At 72.9% G+C, this 19,838-nt stretch carries 19 protein-coding genes and 2 pseudogenes; 9 read left to right on the top strand and 12 right to left on the bottom strand.

All coding sequences use genetic code 11. The annotated features are described in order from the left end of the window. Positions 1-426: ANTAR domain-containing protein (locus GA0115240_RS13040; RefSeq protein WP_141708821.1), on the bottom strand; the 426-nt coding region annotated here is incomplete at its 3' end. 283 nt (positions 427-709) lie between these two features. Between GA0115240_RS13040 and gvpO the strand changes: the two genes are divergently transcribed. The 9 genes and pseudogenes from gvpO to GA0115240_RS12990 all read left to right on the top strand — a co-directional run bounded on the left by gvpO (position 710) and on the right by GA0115240_RS12990 (position 6,426). Further along, positions 710-1,033, top strand: coding sequence for a gas vesicle protein GvpO (gene gvpO / locus GA0115240_RS13035; protein WP_093736845.1), 324 nt, complete (start codon positions 710-712; stop codon positions 1,031-1,033). 89 nt (positions 1,034-1,122) lie between these two features. After that, positions 1,123-1,605 carry a gas vesicle protein GvpJ gene (gene gvpJ, locus GA0115240_RS13030; protein ID WP_093736844.1) on the top strand — a complete coding sequence of 161 codons (483 nt, stop codon included), beginning with the start codon at positions 1,123-1,125 and terminating at the stop codon, positions 1,603-1,605. Next, positions 1,602-2,330: a GvpL/GvpF family gas vesicle protein gene (locus tag GA0115240_RS13025; protein ID WP_093736843.1), complete on the top strand. Its 729-nt coding sequence runs from the start codon at positions 1,602-1,604 to the stop codon at positions 2,328-2,330. The genes gvpJ (GA0115240_RS13030) and GA0115240_RS13025 overlap by 4 nt, the downstream gene beginning before the upstream one ends. Position 2,331: 1 nt before the next feature. After that, on the top strand, positions 2,332-2,643 hold the full coding sequence (locus GA0115240_RS13020) for a gas vesicle protein GvpG (RefSeq protein WP_093736842.1): 312 nt from the start codon (positions 2,332-2,334) through the stop codon (positions 2,641-2,643). Further along, positions 2,643-3,515, top strand: a complete 873-nt coding sequence (locus GA0115240_RS13015) for a hypothetical protein (protein ID WP_093736841.1) — start codon at positions 2,643-2,645, stop codon at positions 3,513-3,515. The genes GA0115240_RS13020 and GA0115240_RS13015 overlap by 1 nt, the downstream gene beginning before the upstream one ends. A 6-nt stretch (positions 3,516-3,521) precedes the next feature. After that, positions 3,522-4,529 (top strand): SRPBCC family protein, encoded by a 1,008-nt coding sequence (locus GA0115240_RS13010; protein WP_093736840.1) that lies wholly within the window; start codon positions 3,522-3,524, stop codon positions 4,527-4,529. Beyond that, a pseudogene (locus tag GA0115240_RS13005) lies at positions 4,526-4,876 on the top strand (gas vesicle protein); the annotation flags it as partial. The gene GA0115240_RS13010 and the pseudogene GA0115240_RS13005, both read left to right, overlap by 4 nt. A gap of 72 nt (positions 4,877-4,948) precedes the next feature. Continuing rightward, the gene (gene gvpJ / locus GA0115240_RS13000; protein ID WP_237554838.1) at positions 4,949-6,145 is read left to right on the top strand and encodes a gas vesicle protein GvpJ; all 1,197 of its coding nucleotides are present in this window, start codon (positions 4,949-4,951) and stop codon (positions 6,143-6,145) included. Next, on the top strand, positions 6,142-6,426 hold the full coding sequence (locus GA0115240_RS12990; protein ID WP_093736839.1) for a gas vesicle protein K: 285 nt from the start codon (positions 6,142-6,144) through the stop codon (positions 6,424-6,426). The genes gvpJ (GA0115240_RS13000) and GA0115240_RS12990 overlap by 4 nt, the downstream gene beginning before the upstream one ends. A gap of 29 nt (positions 6,427-6,455) precedes the next feature. On the opposite strand, the gene GA0115240_RS12985 is transcribed toward GA0115240_RS12990, so the two are convergent. The 11 genes and pseudogenes from GA0115240_RS12985 to GA0115240_RS12935 form a co-directional block, all read right to left on the bottom strand. Then, a complete protein-coding gene (locus GA0115240_RS12985) occupies positions 6,456-7,139 on the bottom strand; it encodes an NADPH-dependent F420 reductase (protein WP_093736846.1) in 684 nt (227 codons plus the stop codon). 74 nt (positions 7,140-7,213) lie between these two features. Then, positions 7,214-7,728: pseudogene (locus tag GA0115240_RS12980) on the bottom strand (Uma2 family endonuclease). 16 nt (positions 7,729-7,744) lie between these two features. Next, positions 7,745-9,592, bottom strand: a complete 1,848-nt coding sequence (locus GA0115240_RS39205; RefSeq protein WP_161302186.1) for a SpoIIE family protein phosphatase — start codon at positions 9,590-9,592, stop codon at positions 7,745-7,747. 111 nt (positions 9,593-9,703) lie between these two features. Then, complete coding sequence (gene meaB, locus GA0115240_RS12970) at positions 9,704-10,687, bottom strand: methylmalonyl Co-A mutase-associated GTPase MeaB (protein WP_093736837.1); 984 nt, start codon at positions 10,685-10,687, stop codon at positions 9,704-9,706. A 6-nt stretch (positions 10,688-10,693) separates the two neighbouring features. After that, positions 10,694-12,898: a methylmalonyl-CoA mutase gene (gene scpA / locus GA0115240_RS12965; protein WP_093736836.1), complete on the bottom strand. Its 2,205-nt coding sequence runs from the start codon at positions 12,896-12,898 to the stop codon at positions 10,694-10,696. After that, positions 12,895-14,844 (bottom strand): methylmalonyl-CoA mutase subunit beta, encoded by a 1,950-nt coding sequence (locus GA0115240_RS12960; protein WP_093736835.1) that lies wholly within the window; start codon positions 14,842-14,844, stop codon positions 12,895-12,897. Before GA0115240_RS12960 ends, scpA begins: the two co-directional genes overlap by 4 nt. Before the next feature lie 114 nt (positions 14,845-14,958). Beyond that, a complete protein-coding gene (locus tag GA0115240_RS12955) occupies positions 14,959-16,434 on the bottom strand; it encodes a DEAD/DEAH box helicase (protein WP_093736834.1) in 1,476 nt (491 codons plus the stop codon). 203 nt (positions 16,435-16,637) lie between these two features. Next, the gene (locus tag GA0115240_RS12950) at positions 16,638-16,841 is read right to left on the bottom strand and encodes a cold-shock protein (protein ID WP_033176667.1); all 204 of its coding nucleotides are present in this window, start codon (positions 16,839-16,841) and stop codon (positions 16,638-16,640) included. Between the two features lie 321 nt (positions 16,842-17,162). Next, on the bottom strand, positions 17,163-17,519 hold the full coding sequence (locus GA0115240_RS12945; protein ID WP_093736833.1) for a MerR family transcriptional regulator: 357 nt from the start codon (positions 17,517-17,519) through the stop codon (positions 17,163-17,165). A gap of 209 nt (positions 17,520-17,728) precedes the next feature. Next, positions 17,729-19,360, bottom strand: a complete 1,632-nt coding sequence (locus GA0115240_RS12940; protein WP_141708820.1) for a hypothetical protein — start codon at positions 19,358-19,360, stop codon at positions 17,729-17,731. A gap of 121 nt (positions 19,361-19,481) precedes the next feature. Next, positions 19,482-19,838, bottom strand: a 357-nt coding sequence (locus GA0115240_RS12935) for a hypothetical protein (protein WP_218087423.1), incomplete at its 5' end; no start/stop codon positions are given.

The following is a 19,838-nucleotide window of genomic DNA, read 5'->3' as shown; positions in this document are numbered from 1 at the left end:
GATGCCCTCCACCAGCAGCCGGGCGACCGCGCCGCGGGTGGCCCCGGTCCGGCGGGCGACGTCCAGCAGCGCGCCGACCGCCTCCGGCCGCGAGCAGCGGCCGGTGGCCATCACGATCCCGCAGGCCATGTCGAACGCGGCCCGCGCGGCCATCGTCTCGCGGAGCACGGCGACCTCCCGCCGCAACGCCTCCCGTTCGGCGGCGAGATCGGCGGGATCATCGGCGTCGGCGAGATCGGCGAGATCGGCGAGATCATCGGCGTCGGCGGGATCTGGGCGATGCGTTGGATCGGCGGGACCAGCCGGCTGAGCGCGATCAGCGGCGCGGCTCGCGGCGACGGGTGCCGCCAGCGGAGTCCCGGTGCCCGGGTGCCCGGCCCCGAAGGCGCTGTCGGCCGCCGCGTCCCGCCCCTCCATCCGCGTCATCGCGCCGTCTCCTCCGCCGCTCCTCGATCGCCCCGCCGCCCGGGCGGCCGTACCACCCGGTAGACCGATGTTTTCCCGTTGCCCCGGCCGTCATTCCGGCCCGCGTTCATCGTCCCGCACCACGCCCCGCCGTCGCGCCCGGGGGGCCGCCTTCGTCACCCCCCCCGTCACCCCCCCCGTCACCCGCCCCGTCACCCGCCGCGCCCCCGCCCTGTCGTGTGCCCTTCCACGGATGGGGCAGCACCGGATGCGGACCACCGGATCGTTGCCAAGACTCGGGTACATGGCAGAACAGCGTGTACGGCGTTCCCGGCCGGCGACCAAGCGAAGCAGTGCCCGGCCCTCCCCGGTGACGAACGCCTCGGAGGCGGCCCGCCGGGCGGCCCGCAGCCTCACCCGGCTGATCGGGCATCCCGCCGAGGGCAGTTCCGAGGTTTCCCAGGTGCAGGAGAACCACTGGCGTGTCTGCGTGGACGTGCTGGAGGTGGAGCGCATCCCCGACACGACCAGCCTGATGGCCACCTACGAAGTCGAGCTGGACGAGGACGGGTCGCTGCTGAGCTACCGGCGGGTCCGCCGCTACCGACGCGGCGCCGCCGACCGCTGACCCGCCGTGAGCCGCCTTCCTCCGTAGCCGAGTCGACCGAGACAGCCGAGACAGCCGAGACAAGTCGAGAAACAAGGGCCGGTGTCGCCGTGACCGTCATCTCCGAAGAAGTCGTGTACGCCCCCCGGGCCGGCACGCTCTACGACGTACTCGAACTCATCCTGGACCGCGGCATCGTCATCGATGTCTTCGTCCGGGTGTCGCTGGTCGGCATCGAGATCCTCAAGATCGACGCGCGGATCGTGGTCGCCAGCGTCGACACGTACCTCCGCTTCGCCGAGGTCTGCAATCGCGTGGACCTGGCGAACGACACCGCCAGCCGGACCGTGCCGGAGCTGTTCGGCGGTCTGGGCGGGGTGGGCGGTGCGGCCGGCATGGGCCGGGCCGCGGGGCGGGTCGGCGCCAGGAAGGCGGGGCACTCGCTGGGCCAGAAGGTCAAGAGCGCGCTGGGCGCGGACGACGGGGACGGCGTCGCCGCCGAGGAGGAGACGGAGCCGCGGCACCGGTCCCGTTCCCGGATGGACGGCGAACGGTCGCGCCCCCGCCACCGTGAGGAGAGCCGGGCGCGATGAGCCTGTACGTCTACGGGGTGATCCGGGCCGCCACCGCGCTGCCCGCCGAGCTGCGGGGGGTCGGGCAGCCGCCCCAGCCGGTCCGCAGGCTGACCGCGGGAAAGGCAGCGGTCGTCGTCAGCACCGCGCCGGATCGGCTGCGCGCCACCCGGCGGGATCTTCAGGCCCACCAGGAGGTCCAGCTCGCGCTGTGCGCGGCGGGTCCGCTGCTGCCGACCCGCTTCGGCGTCGTCGCGCCCGACCGGGACCGGCTGCGCGAGCAGGTCAGCGCGGCCGCGGCCGACTACCTGGCCGCGCTCGACCGGGTGGCCGGGCACATCGAGATGAACGTCAAGGCGGCGCCGGTCGAGAGCGGCCTGGCGTCGCTCGTGCGCGACGACCCACGGGTGCGGCAGGCCCGCGAACACTCCCGCCGGTCGCCTTCCATGGAGGCCGACCTACGGCTGGGCGAAGCGGTGGTGGCGGGGTTGCGCAACCGCGCCGAGACCGCCGCCGCCGCAGTGCGGACCGCGCTGCAGGCGCTGGCCGCGGACGTCCGGGACGGTCCCCAGCTCGCGGAGTACGTCCTCAACGCCTCGTTCCTCGTCCCGGCCGGCGGCGCCGCGCGCTTCCGGTCGGCGGCGCGGGATCTGGCCCGCGAGCACGCCGAACGCGCCGCCGTGACGGTGACCGGCCCGCTGCCCTGTTACAGCTTCGCCGACCTCCCCGCACCGGCCCGAGCCTGACATGGGCCTGTTGAAGGGGTTGATCATGCTGCCGCTGGCACCGGTACGCGGCGTCGAGTGGATCTCCCAGGTGGTCCTGGACACCGCCGCCAAGGAGCTGTACGACCCCGCCGCCCTCCGTGCCCGGCTGGCGGCCCTCAACCGTGCCTATGACGAGGGCCGGATCGACACCGAGCAGTTCGAACGCGAGGAGGGACGCCTCCTCGATCTGCTGACCGGCCCCGCCGGCCCGACCGGCCCCACCGAATCCGCCGGCCCCGCAGCCTCGGCGGGCCCGCATCCGACGCTTCACTCACCCGGAGGTATCCACTGATGGACAGCTCGAGCAAGGCGGCGGTGAGCGCCGCGGTCGCCAGCGGCTACCTGCTCGGCCGCACCAAGAAGGCCAAGTACGCCTTCGCCCTGGCCACCTACGTGGCCGGGCGCAGATTCAGCCTGTCGCCGTCCAAGCTCGCCCACGAGGGCCTGCGCCACCTCAAGGAGCACCCGCATCTGGCGGAGCTGCGCGACAAGGTCAGCGGGGAACTGCTGACCGCGGCGCGCTCGGCCGTGACGGGCTCGGCCGACCGCCGGTTCGCCGCGATGGCCGAAGCGCTCCGCGAGCGGAACAGCGCCGGCCGGGCCGGCGGGGATCAGGATCAGGATGCGGAGGACGCCGAGCCGGCGGACGACGCGGCGGCCGAGGGCGAGGAGCTCCTGGCCATCCGTGATGAGGAGGACGACCAGGAGGACGACGAGGAGGACGACGAGGACGGCGCGACGGAGGACGAGTACGAGGAGGACGACGAGGTCGAGGAGGTCGAGGACGAGGACGAACCCGAGGCGGAGCCCGCCAAGGACGAACAGCCCGAGGCGGAGCACCGTCAGCGGGCCCGGCACACTCCCGGCCGCAGCCGGTCGGAGCGCTCGGCCCGGCGCCGGGCGCCGCACGGCGCGGGCTCGGCCGCCGAGGGCGGCGACGGGGGCACGGAGAAGCCCGCCGCCAAGAAGGCGCTCGGCCGGAAGCCGGCCGCGGCCAGGAAGCCGGCCCCGGACCAGCCGGCGGCGAAGAAGTCGTCGTCCCCGCGCAAGGCCGCGGCGAAGCAGTCGCCGCCCGCCGGCAAGAAGGCGGCGCAGAAGCGCTCGCCCGCGCAGCGGACATCACCGGGCAGCTCACCGTCACAGTCGAACCGGCGCGGAAGGTAGAGGGGCATGGCCGAGAAGAAGAGCGGGTCCAACGGCGGCAGCACCGGGCTGGAGGAACTGCGGGAGGAGGTCTCCGACTTCCTGCACGGTCTCTCCCAGGGCTGGGTGGAGAAGGCCGGCGAGAAGGTAACGGATCTGACCGACAAGCTCACCGGCATGGCCGAGGAGAAGGGCGGCGCGGCGGCGGCCGGCGCGCGCATCCTGCAGGGCGAGAATCCGGCCAAGGCGCTGGTCGGCCAGAAGGCCAAGGACACCAAGGACAAGGTCGTGGGCAAGGCCAAGGAGGCGATTCCCGGGATGGGTGGCGGCGGCGGGGACGGCAACGAGGGGGATTCCAAGACCACGAACATCATGGAGAGCATCGATGTCGGGGTCCCGGTACGCATCGCCTACGACCACTGGACGCAGTTGGAGGACTTCCCCACCTTCACCAAGGGCGCCCAGGACGTCTCGAAGGAGGACGACGTCACCTCCAAGTGGACGGCGAAGATCGCCTTCTCCACCCGCAACTGGGAGGCCACCGTCCAGGAGCAGATCCCCGACGAGCGGATCAGGTGGACATCGGAGGGCAACAAGGGCACCACGAGCGGAGTGGTCAGCTTCCACGAACTGGCCCCGGACCTCACCCGCATCCTCGTGGTCGTCGAGTACAAGCCCGACGGCTTCATGGAGAAGTTCGCCAACCTCTGGCGCGCGGTGGGCCGGCGGCTGCGGCTGGACCTGAAGCACTTCGGCCGGCACGTGACGATGAACGCGGACGAAGAGGTCGAGGGCTGGCGCGGCGAGATCCGCGACGGCGAGGTCGTGCGCTCGCACGAGGACGCGCTGCAGGACGACGAGGACGACCAGGACGACCAGGGCGAAGAGGACTCCTACGACGAGGAGGACGACGAGGACGAGGCCGGCGCGCAGGACGCCGACGACGACGAGTTCGACGACGAGGACGAGGACGACGAGGAGCAGGAGAAGCCGGCCCCCCGCCGAGGACGGGCGTCGCGGGGGCCCGCCCGATGATGCAGCACGACCTCGCCGGGACGACCCCGTACGGGACCGCCCCGGCCACGGCCAGCCTCGCCGACGTCCTGGAACGCGTGCTCGACAAGGGCATCGTGATCGCGGGCGACATCAAGATCGACCTGCTCGACATCGAGCTGCTCACCATCCGGCTGCGCCTGTTCGTCTCGTCGGTGGAGACGGCCAGGAAGGCCGGTATCGACTGGTGGGAGACCGATCCCGCGCTCTCGTCGCGGGCCGCCCGGCTGGCCCACGACGAGGAGAAGGAACGGCTGCGCGAGCGCGTCGCGGAGCTGGAACGGCAGCTGGAACGGGACCCGGAGCTGGACCGGCGGCAGGACCGGTCGCCGGAGCTGGACCGGCGGCGGGACCGGCGGCAGGACCGGGAGGACCGGGAGGACCGGGAGCTGGACCAGGACATGGACGACGAGCAGGACGTCGACGCGGACGAGGACGAGGAGCCGGACCCGGACGTCGACCGGGACCGTGAGCCGGCGCGGGCCGGGACGCGCCGGCGCCCGCCCCGCCACCCGGCGCACCCGCCGGGTGGTGCCCCGGTGACCGGCGTCCCGTCGCCCGCCACCCCGCCGGCCGTCACCACCGAGGGGCTGCTGACCAACGTCTTCGCCATCTGCGGTACCGGCGACCCGGCCGCGCTGGCGCCCGCGCCCGGGCACGCCGGGGGCGGCTCGGTCGGTCTGCTCGATCTCGGCGAGTCCCTGTGGGCGGTGACCCAGGACGTGCCCGCGTTCCTGTTCGCCGAGGACGCCCTGCGGCAGCGCCTGGCGGACAGCGCGGAACTCGAGGTGTGTGTGCGCGCCCACCACGCCGTGGTCGCCGCGGCGGTCGCCGCCGGCCCGGTGGTGCCGCTGCCGCTCGGCACCCTGTTCACCGATGCCGGCCGGGCGCGGACCGCGCTCGTCGCGAAGCGGGCGCACTTCACCGCTGTGCTGGAGCGGGTCCGGGGCTGCGCCGAATGGGCGGTCAAGGTACACACGGCGGCGGGCAGCGCCCGGGGCGGCGCGGCCCGGTCCGCGGCCGGGGCGGCGGAGCCGGCCGGCAGCGGTCGGGCCTATCTGAGCCGGGTCCGGGAGCGGGAGCGGGACCGCCATGCCCGCCAGGACGCGGCGGTCACCTCGGCCGCCCGGGTGCACGAGGCGGTCAGCCGGCTCGCGGTGGACTCCGTTCGGCGCCGGCCGCACGGCAGCGCGGTCACCGGCAAGAACCGTGTTCAGGTGATGAACGCCGCTTATCTGGTGGCCGACAGCCGGGCGGCCGAACTCGGCGCGCTGATCGCCTCGTTGCGCGACGACCCGGCGCACGGCCTCGACGTCGAGCTGACGGGCCCGTGGGCGCCGTACTCCTTCACCGGCGGGGGGCAGGGAATGACGCCCGGCGGCACCGCGGTCGCCTGGCAGGGCCCGGACAGCGGCGCGCCCATCGGGGTGCCGCTGGTCGACCTGCTGGACCGGGTGCTGGCCACCGGGGTCGTCATCAGCGGCGATGTGGTGATCGCCATCGCCGAGGTGCCGCTGATCCGGCTGTCCCTGCACGCGCTGCTCGCCTCGGTCAGCGAGCGCGTGCCCGCGCTCTGGCCGGACAGCGGGCCGCTGTGACCACCGCCCAGGTGGACCTCGACCCGAAGGACCCGGGGCGCGACCTGGCGTCCCTGGTCCTGACCGTGGTCGAACTGCTGCGCCAGCTGATGGAACGCCAGGCGATCCGCCGCCTCGACCAGGGCGATCTCGGCGCCGAGCAGGAGGAGCGGCTGGGCACGGCCCTGATGCTGCTCGACGAGCGGATGACCGAGATGTGCCGCGCCCACGGCCTGCGCCGCGAGGACCTCGGCCTGGACCTGGGTCCGCTCGGCACCCTGCTGGCCGACGACAGCTGGTGATCCGCGCGGCGCCCGGCGTCCCGCGGGCCTCAGCGCTCGGTCGCCGCCAGCAGCGCGGTGAGTTCGGCGGCGGAGTACGGCCCGGCCGGCTGCGCCATGAAGTCGGGCCCGGGCTTCTCCGCGTACGGCTGCCCGTACGCCGGCTGCCCCGGCTCGTAGCGCCAGCCCTCGGCGAGCGGCCCGATGTCCACCGCGTCGTAGCCGAGCCGGGACAGCAGGTCGGTGGCCTGCGCCTTGGCGTCGGCGTCGTCACCGGCGATGGCCAGCGCGCTGCGGGCGGGGTCGCCGGCCGGCTTGGGCAGCGCGGCGAGGTGCGTGAAGAAGATGTTGTTGAACACCTTCACCACGTGCGCCCCGTCCAGCCGCCGCTGGAGCAGCTCGCTGCTGGTCAGCTCCCCCGCGTCCAGCTCGGCGATCTGCCCGTCCCGCGCCGGGTAGTAGTTCCCGGTGTCGAGCACGACCTTCCCGGCCAGCGCCTCGCGGGGCACATCCCCGTACGCCTTCACGGGGATCGTCACGACCACCCAGTCCCCGGCCCGCGCCGCCTCCTGCGCCGTCCCGGCCCGCGCCCGCGGCCCGAGCTCCGCGACCAGCTCGCCGAGCGTCTCCGGCCCGCGCGAGTTGCTCAGCACCACATCCAGCCCGGCATCCACCGCGAGCCGCGCCAGCGTGCTGCCGATCTTTCCACTGCCGATCAGTCCCAAAGTAGCCATGATCGTCAAACGCGCGATTCCCCCACAGTGTTCCTCCCCCCGCCCCCCGGCCCCGGCGTCCCCCGTTTGCCGGGTCAGATCGCGGTGAGGTCGATGTCCACCGGGAACGGCGCCATCGCCGTGACCGCACCGGTGAACACCTCGCCGTCCCGGTAGTCGCCGCTGGCCGGATCGAGAACGTAGGTGCAGACGAGGGGCAGGCCGGCGGCGGCCTGCTCGACGCGCCAGTAGAAGGCGATTCCGGCCTTGGCGTACTGATCCGCCTTCACGATCCGGCCGGTGGCCTCCGAACCGGGGGAGACGACCTCGACGCCAGCAGCACGTGCTCGGGACGGGTGGGGCTGACGTCGATCGTGTCGGCGCGGTAGACGACCACGTCGGGGCGGCGGTTGCTGAGCGGCACGTCCTGGAGCCGGACGTCGAAGTCCGTGTCGGCATTCCATCGCGGACCCGCGGCGGCGTCCAGGGCGTTGGCCGGGATCCGGGCCAGGCGGTTGTGCCGCTTGGACGCACGGGGACTCAGGTGGACCATCCCGTCCACGATCTCGATACCCGCGCACTGCTCCGCGGACCAGGAGGCGTACTGCAGCGTAACGGGGCGCCGGTCAGGCGTCGGGGTTGCGCTGGTGGGGGAGGCGCTGTTCGACCCAGATGATTTTGCCGGCGTCGGTGTAGCGGGTGCCCCAGCTTTCGGCGATCTGGGCGACGAGGAACAGGCCGCGGCCGCCCTCGTCGGTGGTGGCGGCGTACCGCAGGTGGGGGGAGGTGCTGCTGGTGTCGGAGACCTCGCAGATGAGGGAGCGGTCGCGCAGCAGGCGGACGACGACGGGGCCGCTGGCGTAGCGGATGGCGTTGGTGACCAGTTCGCTGAGGATCAGCTCGGTGGTGAAGGCGAGGTCGTCCAGGCCCCATTGGGCCAGCTGGCGGTCGGCGCGGTCGCGGACGGCGGCGACCGCGGCCGGGTCGGCGGGGACTTCCCAGCAGGCGATGTGGTGGTCCGGGAGTGCCTGGGTGCGGGCGATGAGCAGGGCGATGTCGTCCTTGGGGTTCTCGGGCAGCAGCGCGTCGAGCACCCGTTCGCAGGCCTCGTCCGGGGTGCGGTCGGGGCCGGTCAGGGCGGCGCGCAGCAGGTCGAGGCCGACATCGATGTCCCGGTTGCGGTCCTCGACGAGCCCGTCGGTGTACAGGACGAGCCGGCTGCCCTCGGGCAGTTCCACTTCCACCGCTTCGAAGGGCAGCCCGCCCAGGCCCAGCGGCGGTCCGGCCGGCAGGTCCAGGAACTCCGCGGTGCCGTCGGGGTGCACCAGGCCGGGCGGCAGGTGGCCGGCCCGGGCCAGTTCGCAGCGCCGCGAGACCGGATCGTAGATGGCGTACAGGCAGGTGGCGCCCGCGATGGGGACACTGCTGCCGGCCGCCGCCTCGTCCTTGTCGATCCGGCCGACCAGGTCGTCCAGGTGGGCCAGCAGCTCGTTGGAGGGCAGGTCCAGCATGGAGAAGTTGTGCACCGCGGTCCGCAGCCGCCCCATGGTGGCGGCGGCGTGCATCCCGTGCCCGACGATGTCGCCGACCACCAGCGCGACCCGGGCGCCCGACAGCGGGATGACGTCGAACCAGTCGCCGCCCACCCCGGCCTGGGCGGGCAGATAGCGGTAGGCGACGTCGAGCGCGTCCTGTTCCGGCAGCCCGTGGGGCAGCAGGCTCTGCTGCAGGTTCACCGCCATCGCGTGGTTGCCGGTGATGGCCGAGTCGATCTGCTCCTGGGTGGTGTACTTGGTGTCGAAGAAGCCGCTGCCCCGGCCGACCCGCAGTACCGCCACCCGGTCCGCGACCGCCCGCACCTCCTCCATCTCGTCGCTGACCAGCAGCACACTGAGGTGCTGTTCGCGCAGCCGCTGCACCAACTCCAGGACCAGCGCGGCCTGTCGGGGCCCGAGCGCGTTGGTCGGCTCGTCCAGGACGATGAGTTCGGGGTTGCCGATCAGGGCCCGCGCGATGGCGACGCCCTGGCGCTGGGCGCCGGACAGCGAGGCGACCGGGACGCGCAGGCTGGGTATCCGTACCGCGAGGGTGTCCAGCAGGCTGCGGGATCGTTTCTCCATCCCGACCTCGTCCAGCACGCCCCACCGCCGCAGCGGCCGGCCGAGGAAGAGGTTGTCCACCGTGTCGAGGTTGTCGCACAGCGAGGTGTCCTGGTGGACGGTGGCGATGCCCAGCCGCTGCGCGTCGATCGGCCGGCGCAGGTCGACCGGCCGGCCCTTCCACTCGATGACGCCGCTCTCCGGCGGGAACACCCCGGAGATGGCCTTGACCAGCGTGGACTTGCCGGCGCCGTTGCTCCCGACCAGGCCGACCACCTCGCCCTCGTTGATCGCGAGGTCGACCTCCCGCAGCGCGTGCACGGCGCCGAACCGCTTCGAGATCCCGCGCACGGTCAGCAGGGGACTGCCTCTCATCGGAAACCGCCTCCTCCCGCCCGGTGTGGGGTACCGAGTCTGCCCGGCGCACCGCATGACCGCATCGTGGACAACGAATAAATGTACGGCGGCTGTCGGCGAACCGTTCGGTCAGCCCCCGTCCCGGAACGCCCGCAGGATCCGCTGCGCCGCCATGGTCGCGGTCAGCGCGCCCGCGCGCACCTCCCGCTCCAGTTCAGGAGTCAGCGACCGTACCACCGGGTGGGCGCGCAGGCTGCCGAGGAGTTCGTCCTGGACCATCGCCCAGGCCCAGTCCACCTGCTGCCCGGCGCGCTTGGCCGCGAGCCGGCCGCCGTCCTCCAGTACCGCCCGGTGCTGTTCGAGCCGCTCCCACAGGGTGTCGAGCCCGGCCGACTCCAGCGCGCTGCAACTGAGCACCGGCGGCGTCCAGGCCGCGTCGACCGGGGTCATCAGCCGCAGTGCGCCGGCCAGTTCACGGGCCGCGGCCCGCGCATCGCGCTCGTGCGGACCGTCGGCCTTGTTGACCGCGATGACATCGGCCAGTTCCAGCACGCCCTTCTTGATGCCCTGCAACTGGTCGCCGCTCCTGGCCATGGTCAGCAGCAGAAAGGAGTCGACCATCCTCGCCACGGCGGTCTCCGACTGGCCGACGCCCACCGTCTCCACCAGCACCACGTCGTAGCCGGCCGCCTCCATCACCACGATCGACTCGCGGGTCGCCTTCGCCACCCCGCCCAGCGTGCCCGCGCTGGGCGACGGCCGGACGAACGCCGCCGGATCCACCGCCAGCCGCTCCATCCGGGTCTTGTCCCCGAGGATGGAACCGCCGGTGCGGCTCGAGGACGGGTCGACGGCCAGCACCGCGACCCGGTGCCCCGCGCCGGTGAGCAGGGAGCCGAAGGCGTCGATGAAAGTGGACTTGCCGACGCCCGGCACCCCGCTGATGCCGATCCGCCGGGCCCGGCCGGTGTGCGGCAGCAGCTCGGTCAGCAGCCGCTGCGCCACCGCGCGGTGATCGGGCCGCCCGGACTCCACCAGGGTGATCGCCCGGGCCACGTACGCCCGGCTGCCGGCCAGCACACCCTTCACATACGCGTCGAGGTCGATCGGCATCGGCGCCTACACCCGGCCGTGGCCCAGCGCCGCGCCCAGCCGCTCGACGAGGTCGTAGGCCGCGTCGGGAATCACCGTGCCCGGCGGGAAGACGGCCGCCGCGCCCATCTCCAGCAGCGTGGGCACGTCCTGCGGCGGAATCACCCCGCCGACCACGATCATGATGTCGTCGCGGCCCTCGGCAGCGAGTTCCTCGCGCAGCGCCGGCACCAGGGTGAGGTGCCCGGCGGCCAGCGAGGAGACGCCCACGATGTGCACGTCCGCCTCGACCGCCTGCCGGGCCACCTCGCCCGGCGTCTGGAACAGCGGGCCGACGTCCACGTCGAAACCGAGGTCGGCGAAGGCACTGGCGATCACCTTCTGGCCGCGGTCGTGCCCGTCCTGCCCCATCTTGGCGACCAGGATGCGGGGACGGCGGCCCTCCGCCGCCCCGAAGCGCTCGACCAGCTCGCGGGTGCGCTCCACGGGAGCGGAGTCGCCGGCCTCGGTGCGGTACACACCGGAAATGGTACGGATCTGCCCGGCATGCCGCCCGTAGACCTGCTCCAGCGCCCCGGAGATCTCCCCGACGGTGGCCATCGCGCGCGCCGCCGCCACCGCCAGCGCCAGCAGATTGCCGTCCGGCCCGGGGCCCGGCTCCCGACCGGCGGCCTCGGTCAGCGCCCGCAGCGCGTCCCGGCAGGCCGTCTCGTCCCGCTCGGCGCGCAGCCGCCGCAGCTTGGCGATCTGCTGGGCCCGTACCGAGGAGTTGTCGACCTTGAGCACGTCGATCCGCTCGTCGGTCTCCACCCGGTACTTGTTGACGCCGATCACCGGCTGCCGCCCGGAGTCGATCCGCGCCTGGGTCCGCGCGGCGGCCTCCTCCACCCGCAGCTTCGGAATGCCGGCGTCGATGGCCCGCGCCATGCCGCCGGCCTTCTCGACCTCCTGGATGTGCTGCCAGGCGCGCCGGGCCAGGTCGTAGGTGAGCCGCTCGACGTAGGCGCTGCCGCCCCACGGGTCGATCACCCGGGTGGTGCCCGACTCCTGCTGGAGCAGCAGCTGGGTGTTGCGGGCGATCCGGGCCGAGAAGTCGGTGGGCAGCGCCAGCGCCTCGTCCAGCGCGTTGGTGTGCAGCGACTGGGTGTGGCCCTGGGTGGCTGCCATCGCTTCCACACAGGTACGCGTCACGTTGTTGAAGACGTCCTGGGCGGTCAGCGACCAGCCCGAGGTCTGCGAATGGGTGCGCAACGACAGCGACTTGGGGTTCTTCGGCTCGAACTGCCCGAGCAGCTTGGCCCACAGCAGCCGGGCCGCGCGCAACTTGGCGATCTCCATGAAGTAGTTCATGCCGATGCCCCAGAAGAAGGACAGCCTCGGCGCGAAGGAGTCCACGTCCAGACCGGCGTTCTGCCCGGCCCGCAGGTACTCCACGCCGTCGGCGAGGGTGTACGCCAGCTCCAGGTCGGCCGTCGCCCCGGCCTCCTGGATGTGGTAGCCGGAGATGGAGATCGAGTTGTACCGCGGCATCTCCCGGGAGGTGAAGGCGAATATGTCGGAGATGATCCGCATCGACGGGCCCGGCGGGTAGATGTAGGTGTTGCGGACCATGAACTCCTTGAGGATGTCGTTCTGTATGGTCCCGGCCAGCTTCGCGGCCGGCACGCCCTGCTCCTGCGCCGCCACGATGTACAGCGCGAGCACCGGCAGCACCGCGCCGTTCATCGTCATCGACACCGTCATCCGGTCCAGCGGGATGCCGTCGAAGAGCTGCCGCATGTCGTAGATGGAGTCGATGGCCACCCCGGCCATGCCGACATCGCCGGTGACCCTCGGGTGGTCGCTGTCGTAGCCCCGGTGGGTGGGCAGGTCGAAGGCCACCGACAGGCCCTTCTGGCCGGCCGCCAGATTGCGCCGGTAGAAGGCGTTGGACTCCTCGGCGGTGGAGAAGCCGGCGTACTGCCTGATCGTCCACGGCTGGTTGACGTACATCGTCGGGTACGGGCCGCGCAGGTAGGGCGCGATCCCCGGGTAGGTGTCCAGGAAGTCCAGGCCGTCCAGGTCGCGGGCGGTGTAGAGCGGCTGGACCGCGATGCCCTCCGGGGTGTCCCACCGCAGGTCGTCCGGGCTGTGGCCGGTCGCCTCCTTCACCGCCGAACGCCAAGCGCCGTCGGTCACCGGGGCGGGGGTGCCCGGGCCCAGCGGCACCTGGGCGAAGTCCGGGATGCTCATCGCGCCACCGCTTCCGTGTCCGTGTCCGTGTCCGTGTCCGTGTCGGTATCGGTGTCCGGGTCCGGGTCCGGGTCCGGGTCGGTGTCCGGGCCCGGGTCGGTCTGCGGGCCCGCGCGGTCGAGGGCGTCGGCCAGGACGGCCACCGCGTCGCAGCCCGCGAAGACATACGCGTCCACCTCGGCGGCCCCCGACGGGCGGCCCGCCAGGAACACCCACCGCGCGCCCGCCGACTTCAGCTGCCGGGCGACGCCTTCCGCCTGCTCCGCGTACAGCGCGTCGCTGGAACACAGGCAGGCGAGTACGGCGCCGGAGGCCGCGAAAGCCGCCGCGACGCCTGCCCCGTCCGCCGGGACCCGGTGGTGGACCGGCTCGATGCCGCCGGCCTGGAAGAGGTTCGCCGCGAAGGAGACCCGGGCGGTGTGCGCGGAAACGGGGCCGAGCGCGGCCAGGAAGACCCTCGGGCGGCTGCCGGTGGCGGCCAGCCGCGCGTCGGAGCGGGCGCGCAGCGCCTCGTACGCCTCGTCGCGGCGCACCCGCGGCAGGCCGCCGGCCGGAGCCGGCGGCTCGGGGATCCGCTCGACGGGCTTCTCCGCCAGGTCGGGGAACTCGCTGACCCCGGTGACCAGTTCCCTGCGGTGGGCCAGATCGCGGCTGCGTGCCTGCCAGTGGGCGGCGATACGCTCGCCGACCAGGCCGGAGCGCAGCGCCCGCTCCTGGCCGCCGGCCGCCTCCAGCTCCTGGAAGAACGCCCAGGCGGCGTGCGCGAGGTCGTCGGTCAGCCGCTCGACGTACCAGGATCCGCCGGCCGGATCGGCGACCCGGCCCAGGTGCGACTCCTCCAGCAGGATCGTCGAGGTGTTGCGGGCGATACGGCGGGCGAAGGCGTCCGAACGGCCCAGCGCGTGGTCGAAGGGCAGCACCGTCACCGCGTCGGCCCCGCCCAGGCCCGCGCTCAGCGCGGCCACGGTGGTGCGCAGCATGTTCACATACGGGTCGCGCCGGGTCATCATCACCGGCGAGGTCACCGCGTGCTGGCGCTGGGCGCCCGCCTCCGCCGCGCCGCTCACCTCGGCGACCCGCGCCCACAGGCGGCGCGCGGCCCGCAGGGTGGCGATCGTCAGGAACTGGTCGGCGGTGGCGGCGTAGCGGAATTCCAGCTGCCGGCAGGCCGCCTCGACCGGCAGGCCAGCGTCCGTCAGCCGCCGCAGGTACGCCACCCCTGTGGCCAGCGAGCAGCCCAGCTCCTGGGCCGCGGAGGCACCCGCCTCGTGATACGGGGAGGCATCGACGACCAGTGCCCGCACGCCCGGCAGCGAGGCGGCGCAGCGCTGCGCCAGGGCGATCGCGTCGGCCCAGTGGGCGGCGCCCGCCTCCGTGCCGGTCCGGGCGGTGTACCCCAGCGGGTCCGCACCCAGATTGCCCGCCGCCGCCTCCGGCGCCACGCCCTGCCGCTCGTACAGCCGCAGCAGCTCGCCGGCGGCGGCGCCGGTCTCCGGGCCCGCGTCCAGCGCCACCGGCGCCAGGTCCAGGTAGACGCCCTCCAGGGCGCGGTCCAGGCCCTCCACCGGCAGTCCGGCGCCGCCCGCCGTCAGCCACAGCGAGGTGACACCGCTGTCCAGATCGGCGAGCACCGCCTCGTTCACGACCGCGGGATCCGGTCCCGCGTGCCGCTGCCGTACGTCCCAGCCGCCCACCGGCCGCCCACCGCGTACATAAGGCGCGAACCCCGGGTAACCGGCCTCGGGGGCGCTGTCGGCGGCGGTGTACAGCGGCCGCACGGTCAGCCCGCCGTCCAGCGCCGTGCTGAGCGCCTGCTCGGCCTCGGGCCCCGACACGTCCTGCCCCGACTTGCGCAGGACCCCGGCCACCAGGCGCTGCCACTGCTCGCGGTCGGCCTCCGGGAAGTCGGCGGCGAGCGGGAGCGCGTCATCCGGCAGAAGTGTCATGTTCCGATGCTAAGGGCTGCCCCGTAATCCCCGGCGGGCGTGCGAACGGCCGCCCGGCCCACCGCTGCTGCGGTGGGCCGGGGGCGGCCGGGGGACGCGCCGGGACCGGTCCGGCTAGGCGCGGGGCGCGGCGGCGTAGGAGCGGCGGGGCTGGGCGGGGCGGTTGCGGCGCCTGCGGCCGGAGGAGGCACCGCCGCGCTCGGACCGCTCCTGCACCGGCGCCGAGATGGTCACCGGGATGCCCGAAGGGGCCTGCGCGCCGGTGATCCGGCTCAGCCCCTCCTCACCGGAGCGGACCTGGGTGATCTGCGGGGTGATGCCGGCGTCGGCCATCAGCCGGTTCATGTCGCGCTGCTGGTGCGGCAGCACCAGGGTGACGACACTGCCGGACTCGCCGGCCCGGGCGGTGCGGCCGCCGCGGTGCAGGTAGTCCTTGTGGTCGCTCGGCGGGTCGATGTTGACCACCAGGTCCAGGTCGTCCACGTGGATGCCGCGGGCCGCGACATTCGTGGCCACCAGCACCGTGACGTGGCCGGTCTTGAACTGCGCCAGCGTCCGGGTGCGCTGCGGCTGCGACTTCCCGCCGTGCAGCGCGGCGGCCCGCACCCCGCTGTTCAGCAGGTCCTTGGTGAGCCGGTCCACCGCGTGCTTGGTGTCCAGGAACATCAGCACCCGGCCGTCGCGCGCGGCGATCTCGGTGGTGGTGGCGTGCTTGTCGGCGCCGTGCACGTGCAGCACGTGGTGCTCCATCGTGGTGACCGCGCCGGCCGCCGGGTCGACCGAGTGGACGACCGGGTCGTGCAGGTAGCGGCGCACCAGCAGGTCGACGTTGCGGTCCAAGGTGGCCGAGAACAGCATCCGCTGCCCGTGCGGCCGCACCTGGTCCAGCAGCTCGGTGACCTGCGGCATGAAGCCCATGTCGGCCATCTGGTCGGCTTCGTCCAGGACGGTGATCTCGACCTGGTCCAGCCGACAGTCGCCGCGCTCGATGAGGTCCTTGAGCCGGCCGGGGGTGGCGATGACCACTTCCACGCCGCCGCGCAGTGCGCTGGCCTGGCGGCCGATCGACATACCGCCGACCACCGTGGTCAGCCGCAGCCGCAGCTGGCGGGCGTACGGGGTGAGCGCGTCGGTCACCTGCTGGGCCAGTTCCCGGGTGGGCACCAGGACCAGGCCGAGCGGCCGGCGCGGTTCGGCGCGCTGCCCCGCGGTACGGGCCAGCAGGGCCAGCCCGAAGGCGAGGGTCTTGCCCGATCCGGTGCGGCCGCGGCCGAGCACGTCCCGGCCGGCCAGCGAGTTCGGCAGCGTGGCGCCCTGGATCGGGAAGGGCTCGAGCACGCCGAGGCCGGTGAGCGTGGTGAGCAGCTCGACCGGCATGTCCAGGTCGGCGAAGGCCGTCACCGGGGGCAGGGCGGGCGTGATGGTCACCGGCAGGGCGAACTCACCCTGTCGGGCGGACGGCCGCCGCTGGTAGCCGCCGGAGCGGTTGGCGCCACCCGAGCGGGACGGGGCACCCGAACGGACCGGGGCGCCGGAGCGCTCGCTCCGGCCACGGGAATATCGGTCGTTCGTGCGAGCTGTGCGGTTCATGCAGAACCTTCCTCGATGCGGCGCGTATCGAGGAATTCTCGGCAGCAGAAGAACAGCGCCAGGAATTGCAGGAACGAGCCGGAGAAAAAACGTGGAACGCAAGGGGCCGACAGGGAGATCCCCCGGGCCGCAGACCTGCGGAAAAACACGGAACTGGGTCCGCACCCGAAGGTGCGGACCCAGTTGCGTCGTGCGGTTCGACGTCAGGCGGGAACGATGTTCTCGGCCTGCGGGCCCTTCTGGCCCTGGGTGACGTCGAAGGACACCTTCTGGCCCTCCTGCAGCTCACGGAAGCCAGAGGCGGCGATGTTCGAGTAGTGGGCGAAGACGTCGGCGCCGCCGCCGTCCTGCTCGATGAAACCGAAGCCCTTTTCCGCGTTGAACCACTTCACGGTGCCAGTAGCCATGTCATATCTCCTTCGGGGCAGTACAGAGGGCTCGCACTGTGCGAGCCCCGCGTCGCCGCGATGATTACCCCGTCCGGATAGCACCGGAAATACAGAAGTGCGCCTGCCGGGTTGTGAACCGGCCGGAGCACTTGAAGTCTTTGGGAACCACAACTGCAACTGGTCCCAACCGTAGCACGAGGCGACCGGCAAGGCGCGACAACCGATTTCACTCCGCCCGCCGTGCCATAAACCCTCACCGCGGATGGCGACAAATTCTGTACCCGCCGCGGTAGATATGCGCATCGGGATGTCATGGGCATCAGAGGTTTACCGCGGTTTTCACCCGTGCCGGGAGGCGCTGGGCTCCTGCGCGTCCCCCCGCTGCCGGCGCATCTCGTCGTTGAGCCGCCGGGCCTCCTCCAGCTGGTCCTCCAGGATGACGATGCGGCAGGCGGCCTCGATCGGGGTGCCGGCGTCGACGAGCTCGCGGGCGCGGGCGGCGATCCGGAGCTGGTAGCGGGAGTAGCGGCGGTGGCCGCCGTCGGAGCGCAGCGGGGTGATCAGCCGCGCTTCGCCGATGGCTCGCAGGAAGCCCGGCGTGGTGCCGATCATCTCCGCCGCACGGCCCATGGTGTAGGCGGGATAGTCGTCGTCGTCGAGCCGGTCGGTGGGCTGGGAGGGGTTTTCAGGGGGCACTTCTGACCTCATGTGGGGACGCATTGAGGGCCCCGGCGCCGAAGGCACCAGGGCCCCGAGGGGGTTTCAACACCATCCACTGACACTGATGGCGCCTACTCCTCTCCCTTCGTACTCGGCTACAACAAGAACAATACCTACCCGAAACCACCATGTCTATCGCGGCCACGGTAGATTTCCGCGGCGGGCCGGACCGGGATCGGGGCCGGTCAGCAGCCCGGCACCGGCTGGCCCAGCTTGGGAAGTTCCTCCATCGGCGTGTGCTTCGCCCAGATGACCCCCTGGGTGCCGACCTTGCCGCCGGGGCCGATCCGGACCAGCGGGATCGCCGCGTCCACCGGATTGCCCTGGGCCCCGAAAGCGATCCAGCCCCCGGCCCCGGGCAGCATCGAGGGGCAGACATAGCTGGACAGCGCGTTCAGGGTGTCCGGGCGGACCGTCTGGTCGGTGCCCGGGGTCACACCGTCGCGGGCGGCCCGGAACGCCGCGGCGGCCGCGTCGTGGGTCAGCATCGCCTGCCCGTTGTCCAGATCGCGCGCCGGGAAGGCCAGCGGCGCCGCCCGCGGGCCGTCCTGCTCGACCGTCTGATGGGTGCAGGTGTCCGGCTTGCCGGTGAAGGCCGCTTTGAACACCTCGAAGTCGGTCCGCACCCCGCTCTCGCAGCTCGCCCTGTCCCATTCGTCGGGGCTGGCCAGCGCGGTGAAGTAGATCGGCGTCCCGTGGTCGGCCGCGGCGATCACCGCCGGATCGTCGATGCCCTCGGCGCCGTCGTCCCCGGTGAGGACGACCGGATTGCCCAGCCGGCACGGCCCGGCCTGGTCCAGGCTCTGCAGGAACGCCCCGAGGTCGGACCCGCGGCCGGCGAAGAAGATGGCCCGCGGGTCCGCCTGGCAGATGGCGGCGTGCCGCTGGCCGAACACGTTCAGCAGGTCGGTCTGCCGCTGCCGGCCCTGTACCGCGGTGTCCGGCGAGGAATACGTGAGATCGGCGAGCGTACGGCCCCGCGCCTTGAGTCCCTTGTCCGCGTCGGCGCCCAGCGTCCGCACGTAGTCGTCGCCGCCGACGGTGTCCCGCACGATGAGCACCTTCGCCGGCGGCGAGGGCCGCGCGTCGAGGAACTGCGCCGCGGCGGCCACCGCGTCCGTGTTCGTGTACGACAGCCGGTAGAAGCCCTTCATGGGTTTGCCGGTGTCGGGGTCGGCGTTCATCGTGTCGGCGGTGACGGTCGCGCCGATCACCGAGAGATGCGCGGCCGTCAGCGCCTTGGCCGCCCGCCGGGTCTGGATGGTGCTCTGCCCGAGGCCGATCACCTCGTCGATGTGGTGGTCGGCCGTGTGCGCCGTGATCTGCCGCACCGCCTCCTGCCACCCGTTGTTCCCGCTGCCCAGATTGGCCAGGAACAGCTTCACCGCGGGCTTGGTCCCGTAGGTCGCCGTGTGGTTGGCCTGCCACTGCGCGCTGACGGCCCCCTCGATGTTCGGGTAGAGCGACGCGTAGGAGTCGGTGTCCACCCCCTCCACCGGGGTGAGGTCCAGCAGCAGCGCCACGCTCTCGTACGGCCCGGAGACCTGGTCGTCGGCCGCCTTGACCTGCGCCACGAGCCGGCGCATCGCGGCCGGCTCGTCCTTGCGCATCCGGCTGCCGTCGAGGTTGACGCCCACGCAGCTGAGCGGCTTGCCGACCAGGGTCAGGCCGGCTCCGCAGGACAGGGCGGGCGGGAAGAGCGCTCCGTAGGCCCACACCCCGCCCACCCCGACCGCCGCGAGGACGACCAGGGCCAGGGCGGAGGACAGGAAGCGGTGGGCCCGCACGAAGTGCCAGCGCGTTGGTAAGACGGTCACAGGATCCCCCTGGGAGGTGCGTACGGGATCGGCCCGTTCAGGGGCCGCGAAGGGTAGGGCGGGGTCGGGCGGGCGGGGTCGGTTCGGCCGGTGTCGACCGGGCCGGTGCGGCCGGTGCGGCCTATACGGCGAAGGCGTCGGCGGCTTCTTCGAGCGCGGCCGCGTCGATCCGCGTGGTGTTGTGGCGCAGCTGGGTGAACGCCTGCTGTATCTCCCGGTCCCACTGGCGGTCCGGCACGGCCAGCGGGTCGTTGCCGACCCAGAGCAGCGCGAGCAGCTTGGCGGACGCCATCCGCACCGGGGTGTGCAGCGAGGACTCGATCCGCGCCATCAGATCCAGCCGGGCCTGGGCCGTCGACTTGGCGTCGACCAGCAGGCAGGGCGCGGTGGCCACGTCGTCCAGCCAGGCGCACCCAGTCGCGGTGCACATGCCGGTGGAAGAGATCGGCGAGCTCGGTGGCCACGTCCATGAACCGGC

It is taken from the genome of Streptomyces sp. DvalAA-14 (assembly GCF_900091855.1).
Taxonomy (GTDB): Bacteria; Actinomycetota; Actinomycetes; order Streptomycetales; family Streptomycetaceae; genus Actinacidiphila.
This window is presented reverse-complemented; position numbering and strand designations above follow the sequence as displayed.